We start from the raw sequence: 26,819 nt of genomic DNA, 5'->3' as shown, positions 1-26,819 counted from the left end.
AATGAAGCTTTTCCGTTATCCATTAGTCGTTGCCACCACAGTCGTTGCCCTGCTGGCGCTCTCGGCCAGCGCACCCAAAGAACCCGTTCCCCTATACAAGAATCCATCAGCCGCCATCGACAGACGCGTACAGGATCTTCTGAAGCGCATGACTGTCGACGAGAAGGTGGGCCAGCTCTCGACGTTACTGGGCTGGGAAATGTATGACAAGCAGGGGGCTACCATTCAGGTCAGTAAGAAGTTCGAGCAGGCTGTCCAGGAACAGAAAATCGGTGCTTTGTGGGCCACCCTGCGTGCCGATCCCTGGACCCAGAAAACCCTGACCAATGGCCTGAATCCGGCCCAGGCTGCCCAAGCCACGAACGCTCTCCAGAAATACGCCGTGGAACACAGCCGGTTGGGCATTCCGTTGTTACTGGCCGAAGAGTGTCCGCACGGCCACATGGCCATCGGCACCACCGTGTTTCCAACGGCGCTCGGCCAGGGCAGCACCTGGAATCCGGCTTTAATCGAGCAGATGGCTACCGTCATCGCACAGGAGGCCCGGCTTCAGGGCGCGCACATTGGCTACGGCCCTGTACTCGATCTGGCCCGCGAACCCCGCTGGTCGCGCGTGGAGGAAACCTACGGAGAAGATCCCGTGCTGACGAGTCAGCTGGGGAGTGCCATGGTGCGGGGCTTTCAGGGGAAAAACCTGAAAAGTGGCGTCAACATTATATCGACACTCAAGCATTTTGCCGCGTATGGCGTTCCCGAAGGGGGGCACAATGGTGGCAGCGTCAGTCCGGGCATGCGTGAACTACAACGGTCTTACTTACCGGCGTTCGAAGCGGCCGTAAAGGCGGGTGCTCTGTCGGTCATGACGGCTTACAATTCCATCGATGGGATTCCCTGCTCGGCCAATCCCTATCTGCTGAAAACGATTTTGCGGGATCAGTGGGGGTTCAAAGGCTTTACCGTGTCTGACCTGACCAGTATTTCGGGTCTTTACGGCACGCACCGGGTAGCGGCTACGCCCGCTGATGGCGCTGCCCTGGCCATCAACGCGGGGCTGGACGATGATTTGAGTGGCTACGGTTTTGGTAAAGCCCTGCTGGACGCCATTCGGCAGAAAAAAGTGGGTATGGCGGTGCTGGATACGGCGGTAAGCCGCGTCTTACGCCAGAAATTTGCAATGGGTTTGTTCGATAATCCCTATGTTGATGTTCAGAAAGCGTCGGCGGGGGTAAAAACGGATGGTCACGTGAAGCTGGCTCGCCAGGTGGCTCAGGAGGCCATTGTCTTGTTAAAGAACGAAAATAACCTGCTGCCTCTGGCTAAAACGACCAAACGCATTGCCGTCATTGGCCCTAACGCCGACAATGTATATAACCAGCTGGGCGATTATACCGCGCCCCAGCCCGACGGTTCGGTTATAACGATGCTACAGGGTATCCGGGCAAAATTTGGCTCCGGTGCCAGCGTAACCTACGCCAAAGGATGCAGCATTCGGGATACGTCATCGGCGGGTATTGCCGAAGCCGTACAAACGGCCCAGACCGCTGATGTGGTGGTGCTGGTGCTGGGTGGTTCCAGCGCGCGCGATTTCAAAACCGAGTACCAGACAACCGGCGCGGCTTCGGTCAAAGCAACGGAGGTATCAATCAGCGATATGGAAAGTGGCGAAGGATTCGACCGGTCGTCGCTGGATTTGATGGGGCGCCAGCAACAGCTGCTGGAGGCCGTCGTCAAAACCGGCAAACCTGTTGTGCTGGTACACGTTCAGGGTCGTCCGCTGAACATGAACTGGGCAGCCGCGCACGTATCAGCCCTCCTAACGACCTGGTATCCGGGACAGGAAGGGGGCAACGCGCTGGCCGATGTGTTGGCTGGCGACTACAATCCGGCTGGTCGGCTCCCCATCTCGATACCCAAATCGGTGGGTCAGTTGCCCGTTTACTACAATGCCAAGAAACCGGCCAGCCACGACTATGTTGAAGTCGACGCCAAGCCATTGTTTGCGTTTGGGTACGGCCTGAGCTATAGTACATTCGATTACAGTAACTTAGCCATACAGGTAACGGGCTCAGGGCAGAATACCAAGGCCAGGGTTTCGTTCTCGGTTAAAAATACGGGTACCCGGGATGGCGACGAGGTCGTTCAGCTGTATGTCGATGACAAGGTTAGTTCCGTTGTGGGACCCATCAAGCAACTGAAGAAATTCAGACGGGTTCCGCTCAAAGTTGGGGAACAGAAAATCATCGATTTCGACCTGACTCCCGATGATCTCAAGTTACTCAACGCATCCATGCAGTGGGTGGCTGAAGCAGGTGCGTTTACCGTTATGGTAGGCCCCTCATCCGATGTTGTCCGGCTCACCAAAGCGTTTGACTTGCCGGACAGTATCTATCTGAACACGACGAAGTAGCCATACCCTTTTCATGGTAATACGGCTTTCCCTCCTCGGATGGCCCGTAGAACATGGATTCATTGTTGTCAGTATGGCAAAAATGCGTTTATAACAACCTTAACTTTCAATTACCTTGACATCGTTGACCAAAATACTCGTTTACGCCGTTGCTGTCTGTCTGGGAATGCAGCCGCTGGCTGCTATAAGCCAGTCGGTTAAAGCGGGAAAAAAACCAGCCGGACTCACCCGCTACGTCGATCCGTTTATTGGCACCGGCTTTCATGGGCACGTGTTCATGGGGGCAAACGTCCCATTTGGAGCCGTTCAACTGGGCCCTACACAAATGTCGCAGGGGTGGGACTGGTGTTCAGGTTATCATTATTCGGACTCGCTGATCGTCGGCTTTGCGCATACTCACCTGAACGGAACCGGTATTGGCGACCTGGGCGATGTGCTGCTGATGCCTACAACCGGCCCGGTCAAACTGACCCGAGGCACGACGCAGGACAGCCGGAGTGGCTACGCATCCCGTTTTTCGCACAAGGAAGAAACCGCCCGGCCCGGCTACTACGCCGTTAGACTGCAGCGCTACAACATCGGGGTTGCCCTGACCGCCACCGAACGAGTTGGCCTGCATCAGTACACATTTCCCAAGGCCAGCGACGCGCATATTACCATCGATCTGGGCGAAGGCGTGGGTGATCGACCAACGGAAACGTATCTGGAACAACTCAATGATTCAACGCTGGCGGGATACCGTTTTTCGAAAGGATGGGCGCCCGATCAGCGGTTGTATTTTGCGATCATTCTGGCCAAACCGATTCGGCAGCTGGTGCTTTACAGCGATCAGACGGCTGTAACAGGCTCGTCGGCCAAAGGGGTTCGAATAAAGGGGGTGATCAGTTTTGCCACACAAGCCAATGAAAAGGTGCTGGTGAAAGTGGGGATTTCGCCCGTTAGCGCAACCAATGCGCTGGCGAATATTCGGGCTGAATTGCCCCACTGGAATTTCGCCAACGTAGCCGCCGATGCCGATGCTGCCTGGAACCGTGAGCTGGGTAAAATTGTCGTGAAAACCAACGACCAGAACCGGCTGAAAATCTTCTACACCGCCTTGTTTCATACACAGGTGGCCCCGTCTTTGTTCAATGACCATAACAGCGATTATCGCGGGGCCGATAAGCAGGTGCACACGAAGGCCACCTTTGCCAACATGACCACCTTCTCACTCTGGGATACTTACCGGAGTGCTCATCCGTTGTTTACGCTGACCCAGCCCCGGCGCGTATCGGACATGGTGAACAGCATGCTGGCGATCTGCGATCAGCAGGGAAAACTTCCGATCTGGCACCTGGTTGGCAATGAAACCAACACCATGCCGGGTAACAGTGCCATACCTGTTATTGCCGACGCCTGTTTGAAAGGCGTTGCGGGCATCGACGTGAACCGGGCATTCGAGGCCATGAAAAAAAGCGCCATGCTGGATGATCGGGGACTAAAATTCGTGAAGTCGAAAGGCTACATACCCGCCGATAGTCTGGTAGAAAGTGTAGCGCAGGGGCTCGAATACGCCATCGACGACTGGGCCGTTGCGCAGGTAGCCAGAAAGCTGGGTAAGCAGGACGATTACGCCTATTTCAGCAAACGAGCCAAGGCTTACCAGCAGTATTTCGACCCGGAAACCCGGTTTATGCGCGGTCGCGTGTCGGATACTGAACGGCGTACCCCATTCAGTCCCATCGTGTCCCGGCACATGAAAGACGATTTTGCCGAAGGAAACGCCTGGCAATACACCTGGCTGGTGCCGCACGATGTCGAAGGGTTGATTGCGTTGTTCGGGAGTGAAAAAGCGTTTACGCAAAAGCTGGATTCGCTGTTCGTTGTCAAAGGCGATATGGGCAAGGAAGCGTCGAACGACATAACCGGCCTGATCGGGCAATACGCCCACGGTAACGAACCCAGTCATCACATCACCTACCTCTATGGCTACATCGGGCAGCCGGGTAAGACGGCCGAAAAGGTGCGCTTTGTCCTCGACAGCATGTACACGACCCGCCCCGATGGGTTGATTGGTAACGAAGATGTCGGGCAAATGTCGGCCTGGTACGTATTGTCGGCCATGGGCTTCTATCCGGTCAATCCCGCCAATGGAGCCTACGTGTTCGGTAGTCCCGTTTTTGACGAAGTAAGCTTACCACTCGAAAACGGCAAGACATTTCGGATCAATGTACAAAACAACCGTGGCGCGAATCATTATATCAAACAAATGACGCTAAATGGTAAGCCTTATACGAAAGCGTATCTGACGCACCAAACCATTTTGGACGGTGGTACGCTGACGATTATTATGGATAACAAACCCGGTACCGACTGGGGCGTCCGGCCGGAAGATCGAGCGCGCTCTGTTAGCCGGTGAGCAGTCTGTTTAAACGCGCTACTTAGTCATAATTTGGCTAGGTAGCGCGTCATGCCGAACTTGTTTCGGCATGACGCGCCAAGAAACTACTCTACTAAGTTTAATAGCTTCAGAGGTCGTTTGGGAAATAGTTTTTGTCCTGCGTCAGCAAGATAAAAAAGCTGGAATAAAGCGTTTTAACAGGTTTCAAGACCCGCTCCAGCCATTACTTCCGGCGCGTGGCCCATTCCTGGCCGGGTGTATCGACGCGGAAGGTTTCAATGTTTCCCTGGTCCTGTAGCGTGACATAAGCCGTGCGCCCATCGCTGCCACCGAACGCAATATTGGTCGGTTTCTTGCCGATCAGCTGAATCTCCTGAAGTACCTTTCCCGCTGGCGATAATTTGACGACGGTGCCTTTCCCGTAGCGGACAATGTACAGGTTCCCCTTTGTATCGCACCGCATACCGTCCATGCCGAAATCGGGAAACTCGATGAGTAGTCGCTTGTGGCTCACCTGCCCATCGGCCGATAGATCATACGCCCATACCTTGCGTTGCGCGGATTCATTGACATACAGGGTTTTGTTGTCCGGGCTGACGTCGATGCCGTTGGTCGTGCCCATATTGGCTTCCAGCAGCGTTACTTTGCCATCCGTATCAATGCGCCAGATATTGCCGGTATTGTCTTTCCAGTTCGGATCGCTAGCATACAGCCGGTCTTTGCTGTCGATGGCAATATCATTGGGCTGATTCATGCGGGGCTCATTGGCGAAAACGCTGAGTTTTTTGGTGCCCATGACTACCTTCAGGATGTTGTGTTTCGGGTAATCGGCAATGAACATATCGCCCCGTTTGCTGAACCGAATCCCGTTGCCGATGCTGCCGTCCGGCAACTCAATAAACACGCTGGCTTTCCCCTCAGGCGTTACCTGGCCGATCGTGCCTTGTTTGCCAAAATTTACAGCATACAGCATGCCCGCCTTATCGACGGCTGGCCCTTCGACACCGGATGTAAAGCCGTTGGCCGGGGTAAAAAGGCTTGATTTGACTATATCGTCGACGGTTGGCAGAACAGTTGCTGCTGATAGGGAAAGCAGGCAGGCACCGGCCAGAGCGAGGCTGGCAAAACGATGTATTGACATGAACATAACGGATGCGTAAGGCTATAAACGGGCTGACGACAGCCCGTAAGGCCAAAAGTAAGAAAGATACCGTTGCGAACTACGAACGCGGTTGCTGCGTCACCACAACAGGGTTGGCAATCCCATTGAGGTCATATACGATTTTACCCTTGCGAATGGTCATTTCGCATTCCAGCTTTTGTTTGCCTTCAATTTTGTGGCCGGTATAATCGAAGAAACCGAAATAGCCCGTATCGCGCACCTCGAATTTACCTTCGTGTAATTTGAGAATGGCCACGTCGGCTACGGACCCGACCGATATGCTGCCCAATTCAGGGCGTTTGATGGCCTGCGCGGGACTCCAGGTGCTGGCCTTGATGACACTCGGGAGATTCATGCCCATCGCCATAAATTTCGACATCACGTTGAGCATGTCTTTCATGGCATTGTTCATGCTGCCCGTATGGATGTCGGTGCTGATCGTGTTGGGATAAAAGCCGCTTTTGATAGCCGGAATGGCCTGCGAAAACGCAAAGCTGATGCCACCGTAGCCTACATCGAAGATGATTCCTTTCTTCTGGGCCTCCCACACGAACGGCTTCACTTTATTGGTGGTCACGTCCAGAATCGGTTCGCGCGTTTTCAACTGACCGAAACAATGCGTAAAAATATCGCCGGGGCGCAGGTGTTTCAGAAACAGCTCCTCGATGGACAGGGTAGGGGTACTGCCGCCAAAATCGATCATGACCGGTAGATTGGCCAGTTTCCCGGCTTCAACGGCGCGGTTTGTCGGCGTCCAGTCGTAGCCATTGAAATGGGCCAGCTTAACACCCACCACAAACTCGGGGTATTTTTTTGCCATATCTGCCGTTTGCTGGGCGTCCATGTCGTCGATATTCTGCTCGAATTTACCGCCCCGCATACCGCTGCCCACAATGTTGAGCAGCGATAAGACCCGCGTCTGCGACAGGTCGATGGTTTGCTTTTTAAACGTCTCGAAATCGCGCCAGCCCGAGCAGCCTGCATCGACAATGGTGGTTACGCCATTGCGAAACGTGAACGCATCGGGCGGCAGGGCGTTCGGTCCGTTGCTGTACGTCTGGTCGAGATTCGTCCCAAAAAAGACATGGGTGTGCATGTCGATCAGGCCGGGCGTTACGTACAACCCCTTGGCGTCGACTACCTGAATAGCACCTTTTGCGTCGATGGATTTGGCGACCTGCACAATTTTTCCGTCGGCAATGGCGACGTCCATGATCGCATCGATATTATTTTTCGGGTCGATCACATGCCCGCCTTTGATAACGACAGTATAGGACTGCGCCAGGCACAGCGTGCTGCAAAGCGCGAAAAAGAGGAGAAAGGCTAGTTTCATGGTTGAGGGTTGTTTTTGTCATTCCGACGAAGCGGGGCGGCCCGTGCCGAGGAATGACAAAAACGCTACGTTACGCGGCAGCTTTGGTGAGTTCTTCTTTGATGCGTTTGGCGACTATTTTCTCCTGGCCGGGCTTAAGCATCCAGACGGTTACGCCGATGTGGCTGGGGCCACTGCCGCCAACCTCAATGGATGGGTCGCCTTTGCGCAGGGCTTCCTGTAGCTCTTTGCCCGTGATGCGTAATTTGGCCGGATCCCAGGCAATGCGTAGTGTCGGCGTGTGATTGCCCAGTGGGGGCACATGGACTTCGGTGGTTACGCCGGTTACGGTTTTTACGGTATTCTCGACATAAGCGGTTCCTTCTTCCCAGGTTTTCCACACTTTGGCGTGGTCTTCGTTGATAAACCGCTCCAGGGCGACATACATACCCAGAATCTCTTCTTTATTGACCTTCATGCCCCGGCCAATGTTGAAACCACGGGGCGGCATATGAAGCCGGGCGGCCGAAATAATATCTTTCTTACCCATTAACAGGCCTGCACTTTGCGGGCCACGCATGGCTTTTCCACCCGAAATCACGACAAAATGAAAGCCCATGTCGTTGAATTTCCAAAGGTTCTCCACGGGTGGCACATCGGCGGCAATGTCGATGGAGGTCGGAATGTTGTGCTTCTTGCCCAGGGCCACCCACTCTTCGTGCATGATCTTGCCTTTGTCGGCTTCGATGTGCAGGAAGTGCATAAGGGCCGTGTTTTCGTTGATGGCTTTCTCCACATCCGCTGCCGTTTCGACCACCACGATTTTGCAGCCGGTATTGGTCAGAGCGTGGTTATAGACGATGTCATGCGCTTTCTGGCAGATGACTTCGGTTTTCATGCCGGTGCCTGCCAGATGGGGGAGTTGTTCCACCTTCTTCTGGTCCATACCGGTCAGGATACCGGCCAGGCCAAGGGTCATGCCCGAGAACGCCCCCGACGTAACAACGGCCGCTTCGGAGTGAACCATCTGGGCGATTTTTGCGCCTACTTTATCCTGAATTTCATCCAGCAGACAAAATTCTTTAGCCCCGTAATTGATCGCGTCCAGCACCTCGTCGTGCATCAGCGAGCCGGTCATGTACGTGAGGGTACCAGCCGCGTTAATGAACGTCCGGATGCCAAATTCCTTAAATAAATCGCGTTTGGGCGCCACTAGTGGGGCCGCTTCTGCGTCCAGCGATAGGGGTATACCGCCAACCAGACCCCCCAGAATGGGGACGCTGGACAGGCGCTTAATGAGTTTGCGTCGGCTTAACATGGAGGAGAGTTGAGGAGGTTAGATGTATGCAATGCAATCCATTTCAACCAGCGACTGGCCCGGTACACCGCCATAAACGGCCACGGTCGTCCGCACGGGTGGTTTGCTGCCAAACCGGCCTTTGTACACCTCATTCATGGCTTTGTAATCATTCAGGTCGTGGAGAAAGACACTCACTTTCAAAACTTTGTCCATCGACGAGCCCGCTTTGATCAGTTCTTTTTCCAATTCCTTGAGTACTTCGTCGGTGTGTACTTTAATGTCGCCGTCTTTGTGATAACCTTTGCCCGCTACGAAAACCAGGTTACCCAGCTTGGTTGAACCCGAAAAGAGCGGGACGTCATCCTGCGTAACGACGTTGAAGACTTCTTTCTGGGCGGCTGGTTCAGCTGATGCGGTGCTGGCTGTTTCGGCCATTGCTTTGCTGGCAGTACTTAGCCCAACGATACCGGCGGCAGAAGCGAAAAGGCGTTTTAGAATAGAACGGCGTTGTGTTTCCATGAGAAAATAAACAGGTTGGTTGTTATCGTTTGGTTTTTGTATTGAGTTTACGCTTAGGAGCTGCTTCTTTGTCTATCGCAAGCCTGACTTCATTGACTTCTCCGGCCGTAATAGCATCGGCGGTATTGCCGAAGTTCTGCCGGATGTGGGTTAGGACTTCAGCCAGGTCTTCGTTCTTCAGGAAGCTGTGCTGGGGCATGGCATTGTTGTACGATTGCCCCTTGACATCAATGGGGCCTTCCAGCCCCTTGAGCAGCACCGTAATCAGTTTCTTTTTGTCGCCTGTTACCCATTCCGAACCAGCCAGGGGTGGAAACCGCTGCGAATCGCCCAGGCCGTTGCGCTGGTGGCAGGCCGAGCAATACACGCCGTACACTTTACCACCGGCAACGGGTTGGTCGCGGTCCAGGTTGTCGGCCACAACGTCCGGGTCACGGATGTTAGACATCTTTTTGCGGCTCTCCATCTGCGCCAGTTGGGCCGGGCCAAATGCCTGTTTGTTGCCTTTGTAGGTAACCCGCCAGATTTTTCCTTTTTCGGTTTCGGCAATGTACAGAGAGCCATCCGGGCCCATCGCAATACCCATTGGGCGGTAGACAGCGTCGCTCACATTGACAATAGGATCGACACCCGCGAAGCCGTCGGCGAAAACTTCCCAATCGCTGGCGAGTGTGTTTGCTTTTGCTGGCACAAACCCGATAAAGTAGCCCGCCTGTGGGTACGGAGCCCGGTTAGTTGAGCCATGAAACGCAATGAACGCTCCGTTCTTGTACCGTTCCGGGAAGCCGTTCTTAGCGGTTGTGCCCTGATAAAACAACATGTCGTTGGGTGCCCAGTGAGCCGGAAATCCGATTATTGGTTTTTCGTAGTTGCCACAACGGCCAACCGTTTTTCCATCACCCCCGTACTCCGGATTGAGCAGTTTTTTGCCCTGCGCCTGATCGTAATAGCAATACGGCCAGCCACCATCCATGCCATCTTTCACCTGAAAAAGCTCTTCCGCCGGAAAGACGGCGCTTTGCCAGGGCGTGTATTTCTCGGCCCACAGCATCAGAAAATCATCGCGTCCGTGCTGAAGCGCGTACAGGCTATTGTTGGTTGGATTCCAGTCCATACCAACCACCGAGCGTAAACCTGTAGCGTACCGATGCCCATCTTTCTGCGTCTGCCCGTTCTTGTTAGCATCGAACTGCCAGATACCGCCATGATCTTCCAGCATCGGGCAGGGATCAATACCCGCCATGTTGGGCGTCCGGTTTTTGGGCTGGCATCCGTTAGAGGGTGCTCCGAACGCTACATACATGTGCCCGTCGTTGTCGAACGTAATGGGCTTGGCAATGTGCTCGTGCATACCGTGCTTGTGGTCGTCGGTCAGAATGGTTTCCATGGGGCTGCTGGGTACCAGTTCACCGGGCTTGAGCTTATAGCGGAATACGTTCATTTCGGAGCTGAAATAAAGATACCCCTTATAGACACGCATGGCCGTGCCGTAGGCTCGCTCGCGGCCAATGCCCCCAAACCGTTTGATGATATCGGCGCGACCATCGCCGTTGGTATCGCGCAGTGCAATGACCGATTCGTCTTTTTCGCGGGCGAAGCGAGCCTTCACGTAAATGTCGCCGTTCTCGTTAACGGCCAGGTGCCGGGCCCGACCGGGCAGGCTATCCACCACAACCGTTGCTTCAAAGCCTTCGGGCAGAAACAGCCCCGCGTTGGCGTCTGTCTGGACCGGCAGACCATTCCGTGTAGTACGCTGGGTAAATCCGACAAAAGCCAGCAAGGCAAGAAGGAGGCCTTTGGTGTAATATTTTGTCATTGGGTAGGGAAAAGAATAGTTTATCAGCCTTTTTTACACGACGGAAACCTGAACAGTACAGCTCAATGAAGGAATTTAAAATCAGCGGTCCGACGTAGTATGAAAAGGTTAATTTGCTCGTGATTTACTAGTTCGAATGGGCAATACCAATGCCATTCAGATCATACACGATTTTGCCGCCTTTAATGGTCATTTCGCATTCGAATTTCTGCTTGCCCATCATCTTGTAACCAGTTTTGTCGTAGAAGCCAAACGTACCCTGCCGCATCGAAAAGATGGCTACATCCGCAATGGCACCAACCGATAAATGCCCCAGATTTTCGCGCTTAATGACCTGGGCGGGCGTCCAGGTGCTGGCTTTGATCACGCTCGGAATGTCTTCGCCCATCGCCACGAATTTGGACATGATGCTGAGCATGTCTTTCATGGAGCCGTTCATACTGCCGGTGTGTAAGTCCGTACTGATGGTAGTGGGGTAAAACTTAGCCTTCACGGCCGGAATGGCCTGCGAATAGTTGAAACTGGCTCCGCCATAGCCGACGTCGAATACAATCCCTTTTTTACGGGCTTCCCACGCAAACGGCTTCACCGTTTTGGTTGCTTCATCCACAATCGTTTCGCGGACGTTCCCTTCCAAAAGCGTGTAGGCATGGGTGAAAATGTCGCCGGGGCGAAGGTGCTTCATGAACAGTTCTTCGAGCGAGAGGGGTGGGTTGTTGCCGCCGAAGTCGATGATGACGGGCATGTCGGCCAGTTTTCCGGCCGCTACGGCATGATCGACGGGAGCCCAGCTTGGCCCCTGGAAGTGGGCTACCTTGAAACCAACCACATCATTTTTGTTTTCGAGGGCGACTCTGGCGGCCATTTTCGGGTCCATATCAGTCGTGTCCTGCTCGAACACACCCCCGCGCATGCCTTCCCCCACAATGTTCAGAAAGGAAAGAACACGTGTCTTCGACGTGAAAATAATGTTTTTCTTAAACGTCTCGAATGATTTCCAGCCCGCGCCACCCGCATCGACAATGGTCGTAACGCCCACCCGGAAGGTGAAACCATCGGGAGCAACCGCCACGAGTCCGTTGCTCAGATAATGGTCAGGTTCGGTGCCATAAAATACGTGCCCGTGAATATCGATCAAACCAGGGGTCACGTACATGCCTTTGGCATCGACAACCTGTTTGGCCTGTTTGGCGTCAATCGTTTTAGCGACCTGAACCACCTTGCCGTCGGTAATGGCGACATCCATGAGCGCATCGATGTTATTTTTCGGGTCGATCAGACGCCCGCCTTTAATAACGAGACTGTATGGCTGTGCCCAGGCCCAATTGGTAAGAAGGAAAAGGAGTAGGAATAGAGGTTTCATAGAGGAGTAATGCATCATCGCGTGGTGGTTCGGTATACGGACAGGATGTCGAATGCGGACCACCACGCGATGTTACACAGCAGCTTTGGTGAGTTCTTCTTTCAGTCGGGCAGCTACAATTTTATCCTGGCCGGGTTTGAGCATCCAGGTTGTCATGCTGATACCGTTTGGTTCGCCAACGACCTCGATCGACGGATTGCCGTTACGCAGGTTTTCCTGTAAGGCCTTGGTCGTCAGGTTTACTTTTCCGGCTTCCCATACTACCCGCATGGATGGGGTGTGGTTGCCCAGCGCGGGCGCGTACGTCTCGACCGTTACCCCGTTTATTCCTTTCACTGCATTGGCAATAACGGCCACCCGATCTTCCAGCATTTTCCACTCTTTCTGATGATCGAGTTTGATGAACTTATCGAGGGCGACATACATACCCAGAATCTCTTCTTTATTAACCTTCATGCCCCGGCCAATGGTGGAACCGCGCGGAGGCATGCTGAGCCGGGCGGCCGCGATGTATTGCTTTTTGCCCATCAGGATACCCGCGCTTTGGGGGCCACGCATGGCTTTTCCACCCGATACACACACCAGATCAAAACCCATGTCATTGAATTTCCAGAGATTTTCGACGGGCGGCACATCGGCCGCAATATCGATCATCGTCGGGATGTTGTGCTTCTTGCCCAAATCCACCCAAGCCTGATGCTGGACCTGCCCCTTGTCGGACTGAATGTTCAGGAACCATAGCAAGGCTGTTTTCTCATTGATGGCTTTCTCGGCTTCTTCCAGTGTTTCTACCTGAATAATTTTGCAGCCTGTGTTGGTCAGCGCGTGCGAATAGCCGATGTTGTGCGCCTTCTGGGCAATGACTTCGGTTTTCATGCCGGTGCCTTCCAGATGCGGCAGTTGCTCCACTTTATTCTGGTCCATGCCGGTGAGCACCCCGGCCAGCCCGAGGGTCATGGCGGAGAAGCACCCCGCCGTTACCACCGCCGATTCGGCATGGGTCAGGGCGGCAATTTTCTCACCGACTTTGGTCTGAACGTCATCCAGCATAACGAATTCTTTGGCGGATGCCTGGATGGTTTCCAGAACGTCATCTTCCATCAGCGAGCCCGTCATGGCTGTGTAGGTACCGGCGGCATTGATGAAGGTGCGCAGGCCAAGCTCTTTCAGCACATTCCGGGAGGCCGCTGTTGCGGGCGCTGCAAGTACCGATTGCAGGGGCGCTGCACCCCCGAACAGGCCGCCCAGAACGGGTATGGCCGATAGGTTTTTGATAAGGTTTCTTCTGGAGAGCATGGTAAGCTGGGGTTGAAGGCTAAGCCTTTGTTACTCAAAAATAAACGTTCCGTATTTCTTGAATTCGTGGAAGCTTCCGCTTGTCTTTTGCCATGACCAGGTGGCGTAACTGTGGTCGTAATCGATCCGGTAGAGGTTTCCCCGCCATTGGGTACCTGGAGCGGGCGTTGTCTGAACAATAGGTCTCAGCAAGCGATAGGGAATGAAAAACTCACCTGTCCACCCGGTTACATTGCCCTTGCTCACTCTGGGGCCGCCCTGTGTGCTGGTGGCGTGCTGTACTTTCAGGTTGCCTTCGTACCGCCAGGGTTTCCAGCCGTGGAAGTCGCCATTGATGTTCGGGACCAGGATGGCTAATTCGTAATTCAGGGGAGACAGCTCATATTCAAAGTAAATGGGCACGGACTGATCGGGCCAGAGAAATACCTCGATGACATCTTCTTTAAATAATGAGCCGTAATCTTCCTGAATGGTCGACGTTAGTTTCTCGTCCTCATTCTGAAATAAAAAATAGACACCGGTAGTTGAATACAGTAGTTTAACCTTTGTGGTATAGGGCTTACCGGCGGCTTCCTGGGGCGTAATGCGTACCCAGTCGGTCTTTGCCCAGTTCGCATGATCGCCAATTCCATTGACCTGAAAATCATCCGTTCGGCGAATGATCAGTTTCGTCGAATCGCTTTTCTGAGCAAACCCACGAGTACCGATCAGACTAAGTAAAATAGCGACAAAGAAAAAGGCAGGTTTCATCCGTTGTTGTCATTTGTCCCCCACGGTTCAGCACCGACTGGCCGTGGGGGACGCCCGTTTACACGTAGGCAATGCAGTCAATTTCAACGAGCGAGTCGCCGGGCACGCCCGCGTGCGTAGATACCGTCGTGCGCACGGGTGGCTTGTTGCCAAACCGGCCCTGATATACCTCGTTCATCGCCTTGTAGTCGTTCAGGTCGTGCAATAGAACGTTTACTTTCAGGACTTTATCCATCGAAGAGCCTGCTTTAATCAATTCCTTTTCAATCTCCTTGAGCACATGATCCGTGTGCGCTTTAATGTCGCCCTCGAAGTGAGCCCCCGCCCCGGAAACAAAGATCATGTTGCCCAGCCGTGTCGACCCGGAATAGAGGGGTACATCCGTACTGGGTACATCCGTACTGGGTACATCCGTACTGGGTACATCCGTACCGGATACGTCCATACCGGATACGCCCGTGTCTGTATTTGGGGTGTTCTTCTCTGGTTCATTGTCGGCTAATGCAGCCGAAAATGCGCCTGCTCCGGCAGTGCTGGTCAGCGTGGTAAAAAGGCGTTTCAGAATAGATCGGCGGTGGGCTTTCATGGGCTGAAGATGGCGTTGTTTTTATAGAAAGAAAGTCAAAGTGATACTCAGGTTACTTATCCCACCAGACAACGCTGGAAAGTGTGTTGGTGCCACCCTGCCGAGTCCGTGCTTCGAGGAAGTTGGTTCGGTTATAGGTTTCTTCCGAATCGGGGATAACAAAGCGGGTGGGTATTTTGCCCCCCGTAAGATTACCCGGATAATTGGTTGGGGTAAGAACCGGATAGCCCGTACGTCGCCAGTTGGAGAATATCTCATACTCATCTTCCAGGAAAAGAGATACCCACTTCTGCGTCTGGATCTGCTCCATCTGCTGGGCTACGGTTCCATCGGTTTTGTATGGGTTCGCAGTCAGATAGGCGTTGATTCTGGCGTCCGAAATGGTACCGCCCGTTCCGAACAATGACCACTGGCGCATCCCGGCTTTTACGGCATTGGTGTAGGCCGCCGATGCCGTTGTTCCGCTGGCCCAGCCCCGTACCGATGCTTCGGCCAGCAGCAGGTTCGTTTCGGCATTGCCTATTACAATTAACGGGTTGCTGTATTTCAGCAACGTGTTGGGATTCGGCTCAGAAAACGAGTTGAAATTGGCAGGCAGGCTGTTGTAAGCCGCATTCTGCATGCCGCTTTGCAAAGCGGTTGTCGTATCGGCGGTAAACGTTTTGCCATCCGTACTGGTCCACACAATAGAGATGACGTTCAGGCGCGGATCTTTGGTGTTTTTCAGGTAATCGATAAACGTTTTGGCGTATTTGCCACCCTCCACGTTATCGCCACCGGGCGTAATGTAGTCGGTGCTGATCAGGCCATTGGCAATGAAGTTCCGGCTGGCCGTTTGTGAACCATCAACGTAGGCGATTATGGCCCGGTCGGCATCGTCCAGCACAACACCACCGGCAATGGCTTTTTCAACCCAGGTTTTAGCCAGAGTGGCATCTACTTCGGTCAGGCGCATACCCAGCCGCAGCATAAGCGAGTACGCGAATTTTTTCCATTTGGTAATGTCACCACCATACATCAGATCGGCCGTACCAAACGTTGCTTTGGTTGCATCGAAGGCGGTAATGGATTCGTCAAGCTCCTTCAGCAGATCGGCGTAGATCGCCTGTTGGGTATCGTACTTAGGGCTGTAGTTTTTCGTAGACAGGGCTTTCCCCGCGTCAAAGTAAGGGATGTCGCCGTACATGTCCGTCAGGCGATGGAAAATGTAGGCTTTCCAGATCCGGGCCGCCGACCGTTTGTTAATATCGATCGGGTTGGTCGACACAGCGTCGATCACCTGCTGAATAGAAATCACGGCGCCCTGCCCGGCAGCGGTGCCCGCGTAGGCGTTCCAGTTGCCGGACGAGTAACTGTAATTAAAGTATTTATCGCCGGCCGCCGGTACTTCCTTGTAGGTCGCGAACTGCTGCATCGACTGGCCGATGGTCAGGTAGGCCGCGCCGGTGAAGTTGGTACTTACGCCGTCTAACTGAGCTCGGGTAAACAGGTAGCCCGGTACTACTTCCGCGTATTTGTTGGGGTCTACGTTCATCTCCTCGAAGCCTTTATCGCAGGCCGACAGGAGCAGAACGAACGGGACTATATAACTTAGTTTTTGGATCAGATTTTTCATGGTCAGTAGGTTAGCCGGTTAGAATTTTACCATTAAGTTTACCCCGAGGCTTCTGGTTCTGGGTACGCCGAATGCTTCCAGACCCTGTGCGTTCGTGCTTGTGTAACTCGACTCCGGATCGAAATACTGATTCTTTTTGTCCTTGTAAAGGATGGCCAGGTTACGGGCTACCAGAGAAACAGTGGCCGATTGCAGCTTTAGAAAGGGTAGTTTGCCAACGGGCAGGTTGTAGCTCAGAACCACCTGACGCAGTTTTACAAAGTCGTTGTTGAACATGAACATGGCCGTGTAGTTCTTGTCGTTGTCATAGTAGGTGTCAACATCTTCTTTGGCCCAGGTTTTTGTGTATGGAGCGCCTTCCGGGGTTACACCCGTTACGGTCAAACCGGTTTCGCGGCCGGGCAGTGTTTCCTGGGGTAGGCCAAACCGATAGGCGTACTGGTACAGGTTCGAATAAACAATGCTACCGAATTTACCGTCGATCAGCAGGTTCAGCGAGAAGTTTTTGTACCGGAAATTGTTGGTGATGCCCATCGTTAATGGCGGGGTGCCCTGTCCGATTTCTTCCAGATTTCCCCGAACGGCGTAACCACTGGCTGTGTTGAACACAACGTTTCCATTGGCGTCGGTTTTCTTCCGGTATCCCCAGACTGTGCCATACGGTCTGTCCAGTACGTTTCGCACCAGTCCGCCCCCAACACCCTGGCCGATGTCGACGCCGGTGATGCCTTCGGCCAGCTGTTCAATTTTGCTTTTGTTGTAAGCCATATTGAAGCTAACATCCCAGCCGTAAGTTGCTTTTTTTACGGGGGTACCCGTCAGTAATAACTCGACACCCTTGTTGCTCAATGCGCCTACGTTCAGCAGAGCAGACGTGTAGCCCGACGAAAGGGCGATGTTCGACGTGACGATGTCGTTCGTTGTTTTCCGGTTGTACAGCGTGAGGTCAATACCAACCCGGTTGTTCAGGAACTTACCTTCGATACCAGCCTCGTAGGTGGTGGATGTCAATGGCTTAAGGTCCGGGTTTGGCACCTGCGATGAGGATAAAACCTGCACCGGCCGACCGTTGTGACCACCCTGTTGCATGGCGTAGTACTGATAGATCTGGTAGGCGTTGACGGTAGCACCACCCACCTGTGCCCAGGAGGCCCGTACCTTGGCAAAATTGATCGCTTTCGGTAACTGGACGGCATCGGAGAGAATAAACGATCCACCCACCGATGGGTAGAAAATATGGTTACTTTTCGGATTCAGAACCGAGAACCAGTCCTGGCGACCCGACACGGTCAGGTAAGCGATGTTCTTATAGCCAAAGTCAGCTGAACCGAATACCGAGTTGATGGCGCTTTTGAAGTACGTCGGCGTCGTGGTTGAGGTAGCCAGGTTGGTGTAGCTATAGAAATACGGAACGGTGAACTCACTACCCTCAATCAGCGTCTGGTCGAAGATGGCTTTCTGTGCATTGCCACCCAACAGGGCCGAAAAGCTCAGGTCCTTGAAAAAGGTGGTGTTGTAATTCAGCGTCAGCATCCCGTTGGTTTCCGAAGAAGTCGTTTTGCGACCCTGGTATGACCCCAATGGCTGGTAAGCGTTGTTTGTTGGCTGAATGTACTCCGACGAGAAACTGTAAAAGTCCTGGCTCACGCTGCCTTTCAGGAACAGGTTGTCCAGAATATCGTATCGGATGCTTCCCTGGCTGATAAACCGGTGTTTTATATCGTTGTTCTTAAACTTGTTGACCACGAAATACGGGTTTGGCGCAGCCGGAACGGGATTCCACTCCATCTCTTTGCCGGTAACCGGATCATAACCCGGAGCAAGGCTGCGGATGTCAACTACATTGGCAATCAGGTAGGTAGCCCAGTGCGGGTTAAAATCGGCATAACCAACTTTGGGGCGATTGATCCCTTCTTCCACGTTGTACTGAAACACGGTTTCAACGCTCAGTTTCTTGCCCAGAAAGGCATTTAAGTTGAGGTTGGCAATACGCCGGGAGAAAGATGAATTCGGGACAATGCTATTGGATTGGGTATTGTTCAGACCCAGGCGGAAGTTTACCGTCTCGCTGCCACCCGTGAAGGCAACCGAGTTGATGTAGTTGCTGCCAGTACGGTAAAAGTTTTTCAGGTTATCTTTCTGGGGCGAATACGGGTGCAACTGCCCATCGACCTGGATCGTTGGCAGGCCATCCATCCGGGCACCGTACGAAAGCCGACCGGTGCTTTTTGCCTCCGTAACGGTTGTCGGTTTTTTACCATCGACTCCCTGTCCGTATTCGTACTGCCATTTCGGAATAACGGCAATGTCTTCGAATGTCGTGTTGCTATTGACCTCTACACCGACACCTTTCTGAGCGCGTCCTTTTTTGGTCGTGATCAGAATAACGCCATTGGAAGCCCGGGCCCCGTAAAGCGCAGCCGCCGGTCCCCCTTTCAAGACGCTGATGGATTCGATATCGTCGGGGTTGATGCCGCCAATACCATCGCCCCGGTCAACGTTCGGCCCGTTTCCGTCAGCAGTTGTACCACCGGGAGTACTGTTGTCCATCGGCATCCCGTTGATGACATACAGGGGCTGGTTATTGCCGTTAAGTGAGCCGTTTCCGCGGATAATGACCCGGCTCGACCCACCGGGGCCGGTTGACATACCGGTTGCGTTTACCCCGGCAATTTTACCGGTCAGGGCGTTAGCTACGTTGTTTTCGCGGGCCTGCGTAAATTCACTTCCCTTTACTTCAGACACGGCATAGGCCAGGGCTTTTTTCTCCCGCGCAATACCGAAAGCGGTTACGACTACTTCACCCAGCGTGCTGGCTTCAGGAGTCAGGCTTACCGAGAGGCTGCTCTGGTTGTCGACGGCGACTTCCTGCCGTTTATAGCCCACAAAGCTGAATACGAGCACCGATGGTTGGTCCGGAATATCCAGCGAAAACGTACCGTCGGCAATGGTCGTTGTGCCTTTCTGAGCATCTTTTATGATGACACTCACGCCCGGCAGACCCGCCCCTTTCTCGTCCAGAACAACGCCCGTAATCCGGCGCTTTGGCGCTTCCTGTTTTGTACTCGATTGGCTGTCAGGGCGTAATTCCTGCCGTTTTAAGATAATACGTTCCTGAAAAACTTCGTAGGCAACCTGATACGGTGAAAGAACTTTGGTGAGTACGTCGGACAGTGATTCGTTCTGAAACTTGTAATTGAGTTTACGTTCGGCCCCAAAAATTTGTGGGTTATAGAGGAACTTGACATGCGCAACGGTCTCCAGTTTATCCAGTACCTGCTCTACGTCAGTATTGGTTAGCTGGATAGATACGCGCTGCTCCAGTACCTTCTGGCCATTCACCTCGAAGGCGTGGGCTAAGGTTACAAAAGCGACAGAAAGAAAGGCCTGGTAGAATCCAATGCGCATGATTTTCTGCAGGGTCTTTTGACAAAGTACTCGTTTTAACATAGTTTTGGCTTTGGTCGGGTGAAAAATTCGGCACAATAAAGTCCCAGTCCGCTACACAGGCGGATATCGTATTAAGCGTACATGAGGGGCGATTTTGACGGCGGAGGTGTTAGCGCATCTCCGCTTTTTTTATGGGCAAATCAGAATCGGAGTGTTGTTGGTCATAGGCAGTCAGAGGGGTTAAATGAGTTTTGGTTGACAGCGGGTATTAACAGCCATTGCTACTGATAATAATGGTGCCATCTACCTGCTTGTAGCTGGCATTGATGGTATGACAGATCAAATCCAGTTTCTCAAAGAGGGGCTCGTTGGCAAAGGAGGCCGTCAGGTAACAGGCCCGCATAACCTCTTCGTCGAAAACAATCGTTACGCCATACGTCTGGGTAAGGGCGGAAAATACGTCGGCGATGGGCGTCCGTTTAAAGGCAAATGTTTGTTTAGGTAGGGTCTCTTCGAGCGGTACGGGGTTGTCGATCAGACTCTTGAGTAACTGGGTCCGCTCCGGCGAGAAGACAATCTGCTGGTTGGGAGTCAGAACGATGCCATCCAGTGTATACGACTCCGGCTGGTTGTTGATGGGTAACTGTTTCTGAGCATACACCGCCACCCGGCCCGTTTTGACAACTACTTTCATTTGCCGGTCTCCATCGAAAGCCTGCACGGTAAAGCTGGTTCCCAACACCTTCGTAACGAGCCCGTTGGCATACACATAAAACGGCTTCGTCGGGTTTTTGGTAACCTCGAAAAAACCTTTTCCTGACAGGTAAACTTCCCGGCGGTTCCCGGCAAACTGATTGGCGTAGCTCACCCGGCTTTTCGGATAGAGCAGGATGGTGCTTTGGTCCGGTAAGATTACCAGCTGGGGGGCATTACCCGTGTTGCTGACTTCAGAAAGCGGCTCGGCTACTTGAGCGACCAGATCGGTGTAGGTAACCCCGGTCTTTGGGCTGGTCGGGTGAAGCAGGTACCAGCCAAATAAGCCCAGTACCACCAGAATACTGGCTGCCATGCCGTAGCGAATTGGCGCGAACTGAAACCATTTTCTGGAAACAACCGACGTAGCTGGCTTATCGAGCGAATAATGAAGCCGACTGATCTCCTGTTGAATTTCCTGGTCCGAAATAGGCAGGCGTTCCGTGAACTGCTGGCCGTAGGTGTTATGCAGCAACGTAAGCAACGCAGCCGCTTTGTCGACGAGCTCAGCTTTGTCGGGATACTGCTCCAGCCATTTCTGCCAAAAAGCGGTAGCGGCTGGGTCATGGTCTAGTTGCCAGCGCTGGAAGGATGCGTCGAGGGCTAATTCTTCAGGGGCAAAATCCCGGTACGCCTGCATACGGTATTTGTAAATTTGGAGGAAAGATGCAGGAGTAGCCGGTTAATACTCTATTTTTCGAAATTTTATTTTAAATTTTTTGAAATAGTCGGTAGAATGGGGGTATAGCTTCTTAAAAAGAAAGCAGGGCTCTTTTCCAAAGCCTGGTGTCAGCCGGGTCGTCGGTGCAATTCTGAAAACGGACACCACACCACAAACATGTGCAACAGACTCTGCCTATTTCCAAGCGTTCCGCAGAAACCGGAGCCAGTTCTTGTAGAATATATTCTCAATGTCTTCCGAAGAATACCCTCGCTTCGTTAACAAACCGGTTAGGTTTTGCAGATCGGCGATGGTATCCAGATCGCTGGGAGATTGCTCGATGCCGTAGGTGCCGTCGAGGTCGCTGCCGATGGCGATGTGCTGGCTGTTGCCGGTGAGCTGGCAGATGTGGTCGTAGTGGTCGATAATCGTTTCCAGGCTGATGCCGAAGCGGGCCGGGTTACTGACCCGCTGCGTGAAGCCGGGTTTCATCATCCAGGCGTCGAAGCAACCCCCGATAACGCCCCCGCGCTCGGTCAACTGCCGAATCTGATCATCGGTTAGCTGGCGTTGGTGCGGTACTAACGCCCGGCAGTTGTGGTGGCTGGCCCAAACGGGTCCTTTGTACAGCGAAAGTGCTTCGGTGAAGCCTTCATCGGTGAGGTGGGTTGCGTCCAGGATAATGCCCAGCCGATCCATTTCTTTGACCAGTTCGCGCCCCTGGGGAGTTAATGGGCCGCTCAATCCGGTGCCGGGTGCATACCGGCCGGTGCTGTAGTGAGCCGGACCAAGCGCCCGCAAGCCGTACGCATAAGCCTTCTCCAGATAAGACAGATTAACCAGCGAGTCGGCTCCTTCCAGGCTGAGTATGTAGCCAACCGGCTTTTTATCCGAGGGTGTATGGTCATCGAGCCAGAGTGCCAGGTGGCTTTCGAGACCAGCCCGGTCCCGAATCTGGACCATCTCACCCGCATCAACCATCGTCTCGTACCAGGCCCGCTGCGCCTGCGTCATGGCCCAGGCCTGTTCCGGCGAGTTCCAGCCCGCACCGGGTAAGTTGCCGTTGCTCTGGTTGAACCGGGCAATTTGCGTAGCAACGACCAGGCCGATGTTTCCCCGTCGCAGGTCGGGTAGGGAGACCGTGCCCTTCGCCCGGTCAATTTTGTCGGTCATGCCCGCTTCTTCCTGCCGAAGCTGGTGGGCGGTCAGTCGGTAATCGCGATTCCATTCAATGGCGTTCAGTGCCATGTCGAGGTGGGCATCAATAATAAACATAAGGGTTGAAGCAGGTTGTTTTCAGATTAGTCCGTGTGGTTAGCCGGGTCGCCGGGGCCGAAGCATAACAAAAACCACTTTTCGAAATAGCCTAAACTATTTTTATGTGAGTACTCAATTTTTAGAGGTTTCTTAAAACCGGCTGCACGGCGGCTCACTCACTCAAATCGCCACTCTCTCTCGCTAATTTCTTCTTCACCACATCGGCGGGGTATTTCTGGGCCAGCTGGCGAATGTCGTAGCTGAAATCTTCGTAGGTTTCTTTCCAGAGCCTGGCTTCTTCCGGGGTGTAGTCATAAAAGCCCTGCGCGTTCTGAACGCCTTTACCACCTGCTTTCACAATGTCGTCAATTAGTTTTGGGACTTCGGTCTGGTTACTCAGGGTAGGGAATAAATCCTTCATAACGGTATGATAGGCCGGTACGCCCGTCAGGTCCATCCACCGAAAAACGCCCACCAGCGTCATCCAATACCCAGTGTTGTTGCGGCAGGCCCGGTCCACATCCTCGACGGTTGCATAGCCATTTTCGACCAGATTGAAAGCCTCGCGATACATGGCGTACATCAGGCGATTGGCAATAAATCCCCGAATATCCTTGCGAACCAGGGTCGGCTCTTTATCCCAGAAATGGGCCAGGGCATAGAGCCAGTCGGCGGTTTGGCTGTCGCTCAAATCGCCACAGATGATTTCCAGAAAACGGGTCGTGTGCGATGGTTCGGCCCAGTGCAGACCCAGGAAACGTTCGGGCAAACGAATCTGGCGCTGAAGCAGACTGATCGGGATGGCCGAGGTGTTGCTGGTAATAATGGTATCGTCGGCGACTACGGCCTCAATGCGGTCATAAACTGCTTTTTTGATAGCAATATCTTCCAGCGTGCACTCCAGTACCAGCTTACAGTCTTTCAGAAGACCATACTCCTGCGTGATTGTCAGTTGCTCAACGTATTCCTCGGGGCTTCGGGTAATCAGTCCTTTCTGATGGGCTTTCAGCAGGTGTTCCCGGATACGCGGCTCCGCCGTTTCCATGTCGGCGGGTAACGGGGCAACGGCCACTACCGGATGCCCGGCCAGTAACAGACAGGTGGTGATGCTGCAGCCCATCAGACCCAGCCCTACGATGCCTACGGGAATCAAGGCCGGATTTAGTGGCTCGTTCATGTTGATTGTGCGATTAGATGAGTTGACTGATCTCGACTACTTTCGGTTTACGGGTAAGCAACTGGATGATGACCCAGGCCAGCAGGTAGGTGCAGCCACAAATCGTAAAGAGCAGGTTATAGCCCCCTGACAGGTTCCCGGCTGCTTTGTACGAATCGAGCAGACTGCCCACCAGCATGGGAAAGAAAATGCCGCCCACTGCCCCGGCCATGCCTGCTATACCAACGACCGAACTGACCGCTTGTTTCGGAAACAGATCCGACGCCATTGTAAATACATTGGTGGCCCAGGCCTGATGAACGGCGACCGCCAGACTAATGAGGCCCACCGCGACCCACACATCCGTAGCAAACTGAGCCAGTATGATCGACAATTCCAGGCCGGCAAACACGATGAGTACGGTTTTACGGGCCTTCAGGGTCGGCCAGCCGCGTCGGATCAGCCAGGACGACAGGTAACCTCCGCCAATGCTGCCAACGGTGGTGGCGGTGTAAATCAGCATCAGTTCCAGACTTGGCTTTTTCAAATCCAGCTTGAACGTAGACGAGAAATAGGAGGGAAGCCAGAACAGAAAAAACCAGTAGATCGGATCGATGAGCCCCTTGCCCGTAATAAGCGCCCAGGTTTGCGGAAGCGTAAATAGCCTGACCCAGTTTATGGCAATTTTACTCTCGTCTTCGCGTGTCTGTCCGCTGGTAATGTAGGTATACTCCGCTGCCGACAGGCGTTTCTGTCTGGCGGGTACGTCGTAGAACAAAAACCAGAAAATCAGCCAGACGAATCCCAGGGCTCCCGTAATCCAGAAGACTTCCTGCCAGCCGTAACGGGTTAAAATCCAGGGTACGATGAACAGAGCAACCACGACGCCAATGCTGGTGCCCGCGTTGAACAGACCCGTTGCCAGCGCCCGTTCTTTGTTGGGAAACCACTCCGATACGGTCTTCACCGCGGCCGGGTAGTTACCAGCCTCGCCTAAGCCCAGGCCTACTCTGGCCAGCCCGAACCCAAACGCGCTTCGGGCCAGCGCGTGCAGCATACCCGCTACACTCCACCAGATAATGGTGACGGCGTACCCCATTTTTGTGCCGACCTTATCGATGAACCAGCCAAAGGCCAGTAAGCCAACCGCATACGCAGCCGTAAACGCAATGACGATGCGGGCAAACTGCGTTTCGGTCCAGCTAAATTCGACTTCTAAAATAGGTTTCAACAAGCCTATTATCTGCCGGTCGAGGTAGTTGATGGTGGTGGCCGTGAACAGCAAAACGACGATAATCCACCGGTAATAAGTGGGTTTATGGCTAGTCACAAGAGGGAGGGGTTAAGGTATAATGGAATTTTTAACCATGGTTCGTGTCCTGACGAACTAAGAACTGATAACCAAGTGTACTGAAAACACACACTTACTCCCGTCCCATAGCCGCTTGCATGCGGGCGACAAAACCCTGCAAATGCGTTCGTAGTTCCGTCCAGTCTTTCGCCTGAATCAGTGCTTTATTGAACAGGTGACTACCGATGCCCAGACCATCGGCCCCGGCTTTGAAATAGGCCGCCATATTATCGAGACTAATGCCGCCCGTTGGCATCAGCCTGAGTTGGCTTAGGGGGGCTTTCACGTCCCGGATGTACTCAGGCCCCAGTGACGTAGCCGGATAAACCTTGACCATCGATGCGCCCAGAGTCCAGGCTTTGTAAATTTCGGAAGGGGTGAAGGCCCCCGGAAAAATAGGAACGCCACGCTTTACGCAGGCTTTAATGACTTTTTTACTGACGACGGGCGTAACAATGAACTGAGCGCCCGCATCCAGCGCCCGGTCGAGGTCATCGAGTGTGCAGACCGTTCCGGCTCCGATATTAAGGCCTTTGGAATGAAGCTGTGCAGCCTGATGAATGATGGACGCAGCCCCCGCCGTATTCATCGTTATCTCAATGGTTGTCAGGCCTGCGTCCCGATAAATGGGCAGAATGCGGTCAATGTCATCCGGTTGCAACCCCCGGATAATACCGACCACGGGTGCTTGCGAAAATAATTCCCAGGAGAAGGGGAGCTGGCTCATTTGGGCAGGGGTAGGTGTTGATGTTGGGCTATTTTTAGTTGGCCGACCATGGTAGCTTTGTCGATCAGGCTGGCCGAAATTGGTAGGGTTCGGTCGCTTAAGGCAAGTACCTCCATGGCGAGTTTATACAGTTCGTACAGGTTGTTCCCGCTGCATAAAATCAGCTGCCACTGCGGTTGCCGGACGAGCGTTTTTAACTCGTCGCCGATTAACAGGCCGCTTAAATAGAGTGCGTTCTGTTTTTTGGTCAGTTTGTTGAATAACTGGTTTGTCCGGACCTTAAACAAATCATTCAGAATCGACGAATCAGCATCGTTGATACCGGATACAAAGGCGCTTCTGTCACTTTCCGATAACGCATGCAGATCGGTGGTGTCTACCGAATCACTGAGGATGCTGTGGGAGGCCATCAGGTTGAATAACTCACCCGTCATGAAGGTGCGAAAGTCAGTAACCTGCTGTTGCTGAATATAAATATGCTTTGAATGAGTACCCGGAAAAATCAGGATTGACTCATCCGCGTAAAGCTGTTGGTTGTCCAGCAAATCCAGCAAGCCAATGAGCTGGGTTTCTTCTCCACGCATAACGTCGTGTTGCGTTCGGACACCTGAAATCAGCGTAAGGTCGTGCGGAAAATCACCTTGCGCCAGAAGCCGCCGGGTGCTGGCCAGACTACCATCCGTTGGGAAAGGCAGGCTGGCATAAGGCACTTCGTCCATACCGATAGAGGAGGAGGCCATTCCCGAAATAACCACCGGAACTCCCACTAAGTCGATGGCTGTTTTGGCGGATAATAGAGTAATCTGACGGGCTAACTGTTGTCGAAAAAAGTGTTTTCTGGATATACCCTGCTGGTCGCCAGTCGCTTTCCAGTTGGTAAAGGTGCTGGCAACGCCTTCCTGCGAGGTAACTTCGCCAATGAGCTGAAGATCTGTTGTGTCGATGAGTCGTAGGCGAAACGAGGTGGTTCCCCAGTCACAACCTAATAAATAGTTTTTCATTGATTCTCCTTTTTTGT

19 protein-coding genes are annotated in these 26,819 nt (G+C 53.2%); 2 read left to right on the top strand and 17 right to left on the bottom strand.

Annotated elements, in window-relative coordinates; all coding sequences use genetic code 11:
* The first annotated feature begins 1 nt into the window (after position 1).
* Positions 2 to 2,407, top strand: coding sequence for a glycoside hydrolase family 3 N-terminal domain-containing protein (locus ACYU87_RS19875; RefSeq protein WP_461135844.1), 2,406 nt, complete (start codon positions 2 to 4; stop codon positions 2,405 to 2,407).
* Positions 2,408 to 2,522: 115 nt separating this feature from the next.
* A complete protein-coding gene (locus tag ACYU87_RS19870) occupies positions 2,523 to 4,805 on the top strand; it encodes a GH92 family glycosyl hydrolase (protein ID WP_461135843.1) in 2,283 nt (760 codons plus the stop codon).
* 205 nt (positions 4,806 to 5,010) lie between these two features.
* On the opposite strand, the gene ACYU87_RS19865 is transcribed toward ACYU87_RS19870, so the two are convergent.
* From ACYU87_RS19865 to ACYU87_RS19785, 17 genes are all read right to left on the bottom strand, one after another.
* A complete protein-coding gene (locus ACYU87_RS19865) occupies positions 5,011 to 5,928 on the bottom strand; it encodes an SMP-30/gluconolactonase/LRE family protein (protein ID WP_461135842.1) in 918 nt (305 codons plus the stop codon).
* Between the two features lie 79 nt (positions 5,929 to 6,007).
* On the bottom strand, positions 6,008 to 7,282 hold the full coding sequence (locus tag ACYU87_RS19860; RefSeq protein WP_461135841.1) for an amidohydrolase/deacetylase family metallohydrolase: 1,275 nt from the start codon (positions 7,280 to 7,282) through the stop codon (positions 6,008 to 6,010).
* A gap of 70 nt (positions 7,283 to 7,352) precedes the next feature.
* Positions 7,353 to 8,579, bottom strand: a complete 1,227-nt coding sequence (locus ACYU87_RS19855; RefSeq protein ID WP_461135840.1) for an aminotransferase class V-fold PLP-dependent enzyme — start codon at positions 8,577 to 8,579, stop codon at positions 7,353 to 7,355.
* Positions 8,580 to 8,597: 18 nt separating this feature from the next.
* A complete protein-coding gene (locus ACYU87_RS19850) occupies positions 8,598 to 9,080 on the bottom strand; it encodes a RidA family protein (RefSeq protein ID WP_461135839.1) in 483 nt (160 codons plus the stop codon).
* Between the two features lie 22 nt (positions 9,081 to 9,102).
* Complete coding sequence (locus ACYU87_RS19845; RefSeq protein WP_461135838.1) at positions 9,103 to 10,896, bottom strand: PQQ-dependent sugar dehydrogenase; 1,794 nt, start codon at positions 10,894 to 10,896, stop codon at positions 9,103 to 9,105.
* 127 nt (positions 10,897 to 11,023) lie between these two features.
* Complete coding sequence (locus ACYU87_RS19840; protein ID WP_461135837.1) at positions 11,024 to 12,277, bottom strand: amidohydrolase/deacetylase family metallohydrolase; 1,254 nt, start codon at positions 12,275 to 12,277, stop codon at positions 11,024 to 11,026.
* 54 nt (positions 12,278 to 12,331) lie between these two features.
* Entirely contained in the window at positions 12,332 to 13,555 is a 1,224-nt protein-coding gene (locus tag ACYU87_RS19835; protein ID WP_461135836.1) for an aminotransferase class V-fold PLP-dependent enzyme, read from the bottom strand.
* A 30-nt stretch (positions 13,556 to 13,585) separates the two neighbouring features.
* Positions 13,586 to 14,305 carry a carbohydrate-binding family 9-like protein gene (locus ACYU87_RS19830; protein ID WP_461135835.1) on the bottom strand — a complete coding sequence of 240 codons (720 nt, stop codon included), beginning with the start codon at positions 14,303 to 14,305 and terminating at the stop codon, positions 13,586 to 13,588.
* Positions 14,306 to 14,363: 58 nt separating this feature from the next.
* Entirely contained in the window at positions 14,364 to 14,891 is a 528-nt protein-coding gene (locus ACYU87_RS19825) for a RidA family protein (protein ID WP_461135834.1), read from the bottom strand.
* 52 nt (positions 14,892 to 14,943) lie between these two features.
* The gene (locus tag ACYU87_RS19820; protein WP_461135833.1) at positions 14,944 to 16,506 is read right to left on the bottom strand and encodes a SusD/RagB family nutrient-binding outer membrane lipoprotein; all 1,563 of its coding nucleotides are present in this window, start codon (positions 16,504 to 16,506) and stop codon (positions 14,944 to 14,946) included.
* Between the two features lie 18 nt (positions 16,507 to 16,524).
* A complete protein-coding gene (locus ACYU87_RS19815) occupies positions 16,525 to 19,956 on the bottom strand; it encodes a SusC/RagA family TonB-linked outer membrane protein (protein WP_461135832.1) in 3,432 nt (1,143 codons plus the stop codon).
* A 208-nt stretch (positions 19,957 to 20,164) separates the two neighbouring features.
* Positions 20,165 to 21,289: a FecR family protein gene (locus ACYU87_RS19810; RefSeq protein WP_461135831.1), complete on the bottom strand. Its 1,125-nt coding sequence runs from the start codon at positions 21,287 to 21,289 to the stop codon at positions 20,165 to 20,167.
* A 216-nt stretch (positions 21,290 to 21,505) separates the two neighbouring features.
* Complete coding sequence (locus ACYU87_RS19805; protein ID WP_461135830.1) at positions 21,506 to 22,585, bottom strand: dipeptidase; 1,080 nt, start codon at positions 22,583 to 22,585, stop codon at positions 21,506 to 21,508.
* Positions 22,586 to 22,739: 154 nt separating this feature from the next.
* Positions 22,740 to 23,744 carry a 3-hydroxyacyl-CoA dehydrogenase family protein gene (locus tag ACYU87_RS19800; RefSeq protein ID WP_461135829.1) on the bottom strand — a complete coding sequence of 335 codons (1,005 nt, stop codon included), beginning with the start codon at positions 23,742 to 23,744 and terminating at the stop codon, positions 22,740 to 22,742.
* A gap of 13 nt (positions 23,745 to 23,757) precedes the next feature.
* Complete coding sequence (locus ACYU87_RS19795) at positions 23,758 to 25,053, bottom strand: MFS transporter (RefSeq protein ID WP_461135828.1); 1,296 nt, start codon at positions 25,051 to 25,053, stop codon at positions 23,758 to 23,760.
* Positions 25,054 to 25,147: 94 nt separating this feature from the next.
* Positions 25,148 to 25,801, bottom strand: a complete 654-nt coding sequence (locus ACYU87_RS19790; protein ID WP_461135827.1) for a bifunctional 4-hydroxy-2-oxoglutarate aldolase/2-dehydro-3-deoxy-phosphogluconate aldolase — start codon at positions 25,799 to 25,801, stop codon at positions 25,148 to 25,150.
* Positions 25,798 to 26,802: a 2-dehydro-3-deoxygalactonokinase gene (locus ACYU87_RS19785; protein ID WP_461135826.1), complete on the bottom strand. Its 1,005-nt coding sequence runs from the start codon at positions 26,800 to 26,802 to the stop codon at positions 25,798 to 25,800. Before ACYU87_RS19785 ends, ACYU87_RS19790 begins: the two co-directional genes overlap by 4 nt.
* Positions 26,803 to 26,819 lie beyond the last annotated feature (17 nt).

It is taken from the genome of Spirosoma lituiforme (genome assembly GCF_054776635.1).
This window is presented reverse-complemented; position numbering and strand designations above follow the sequence as displayed.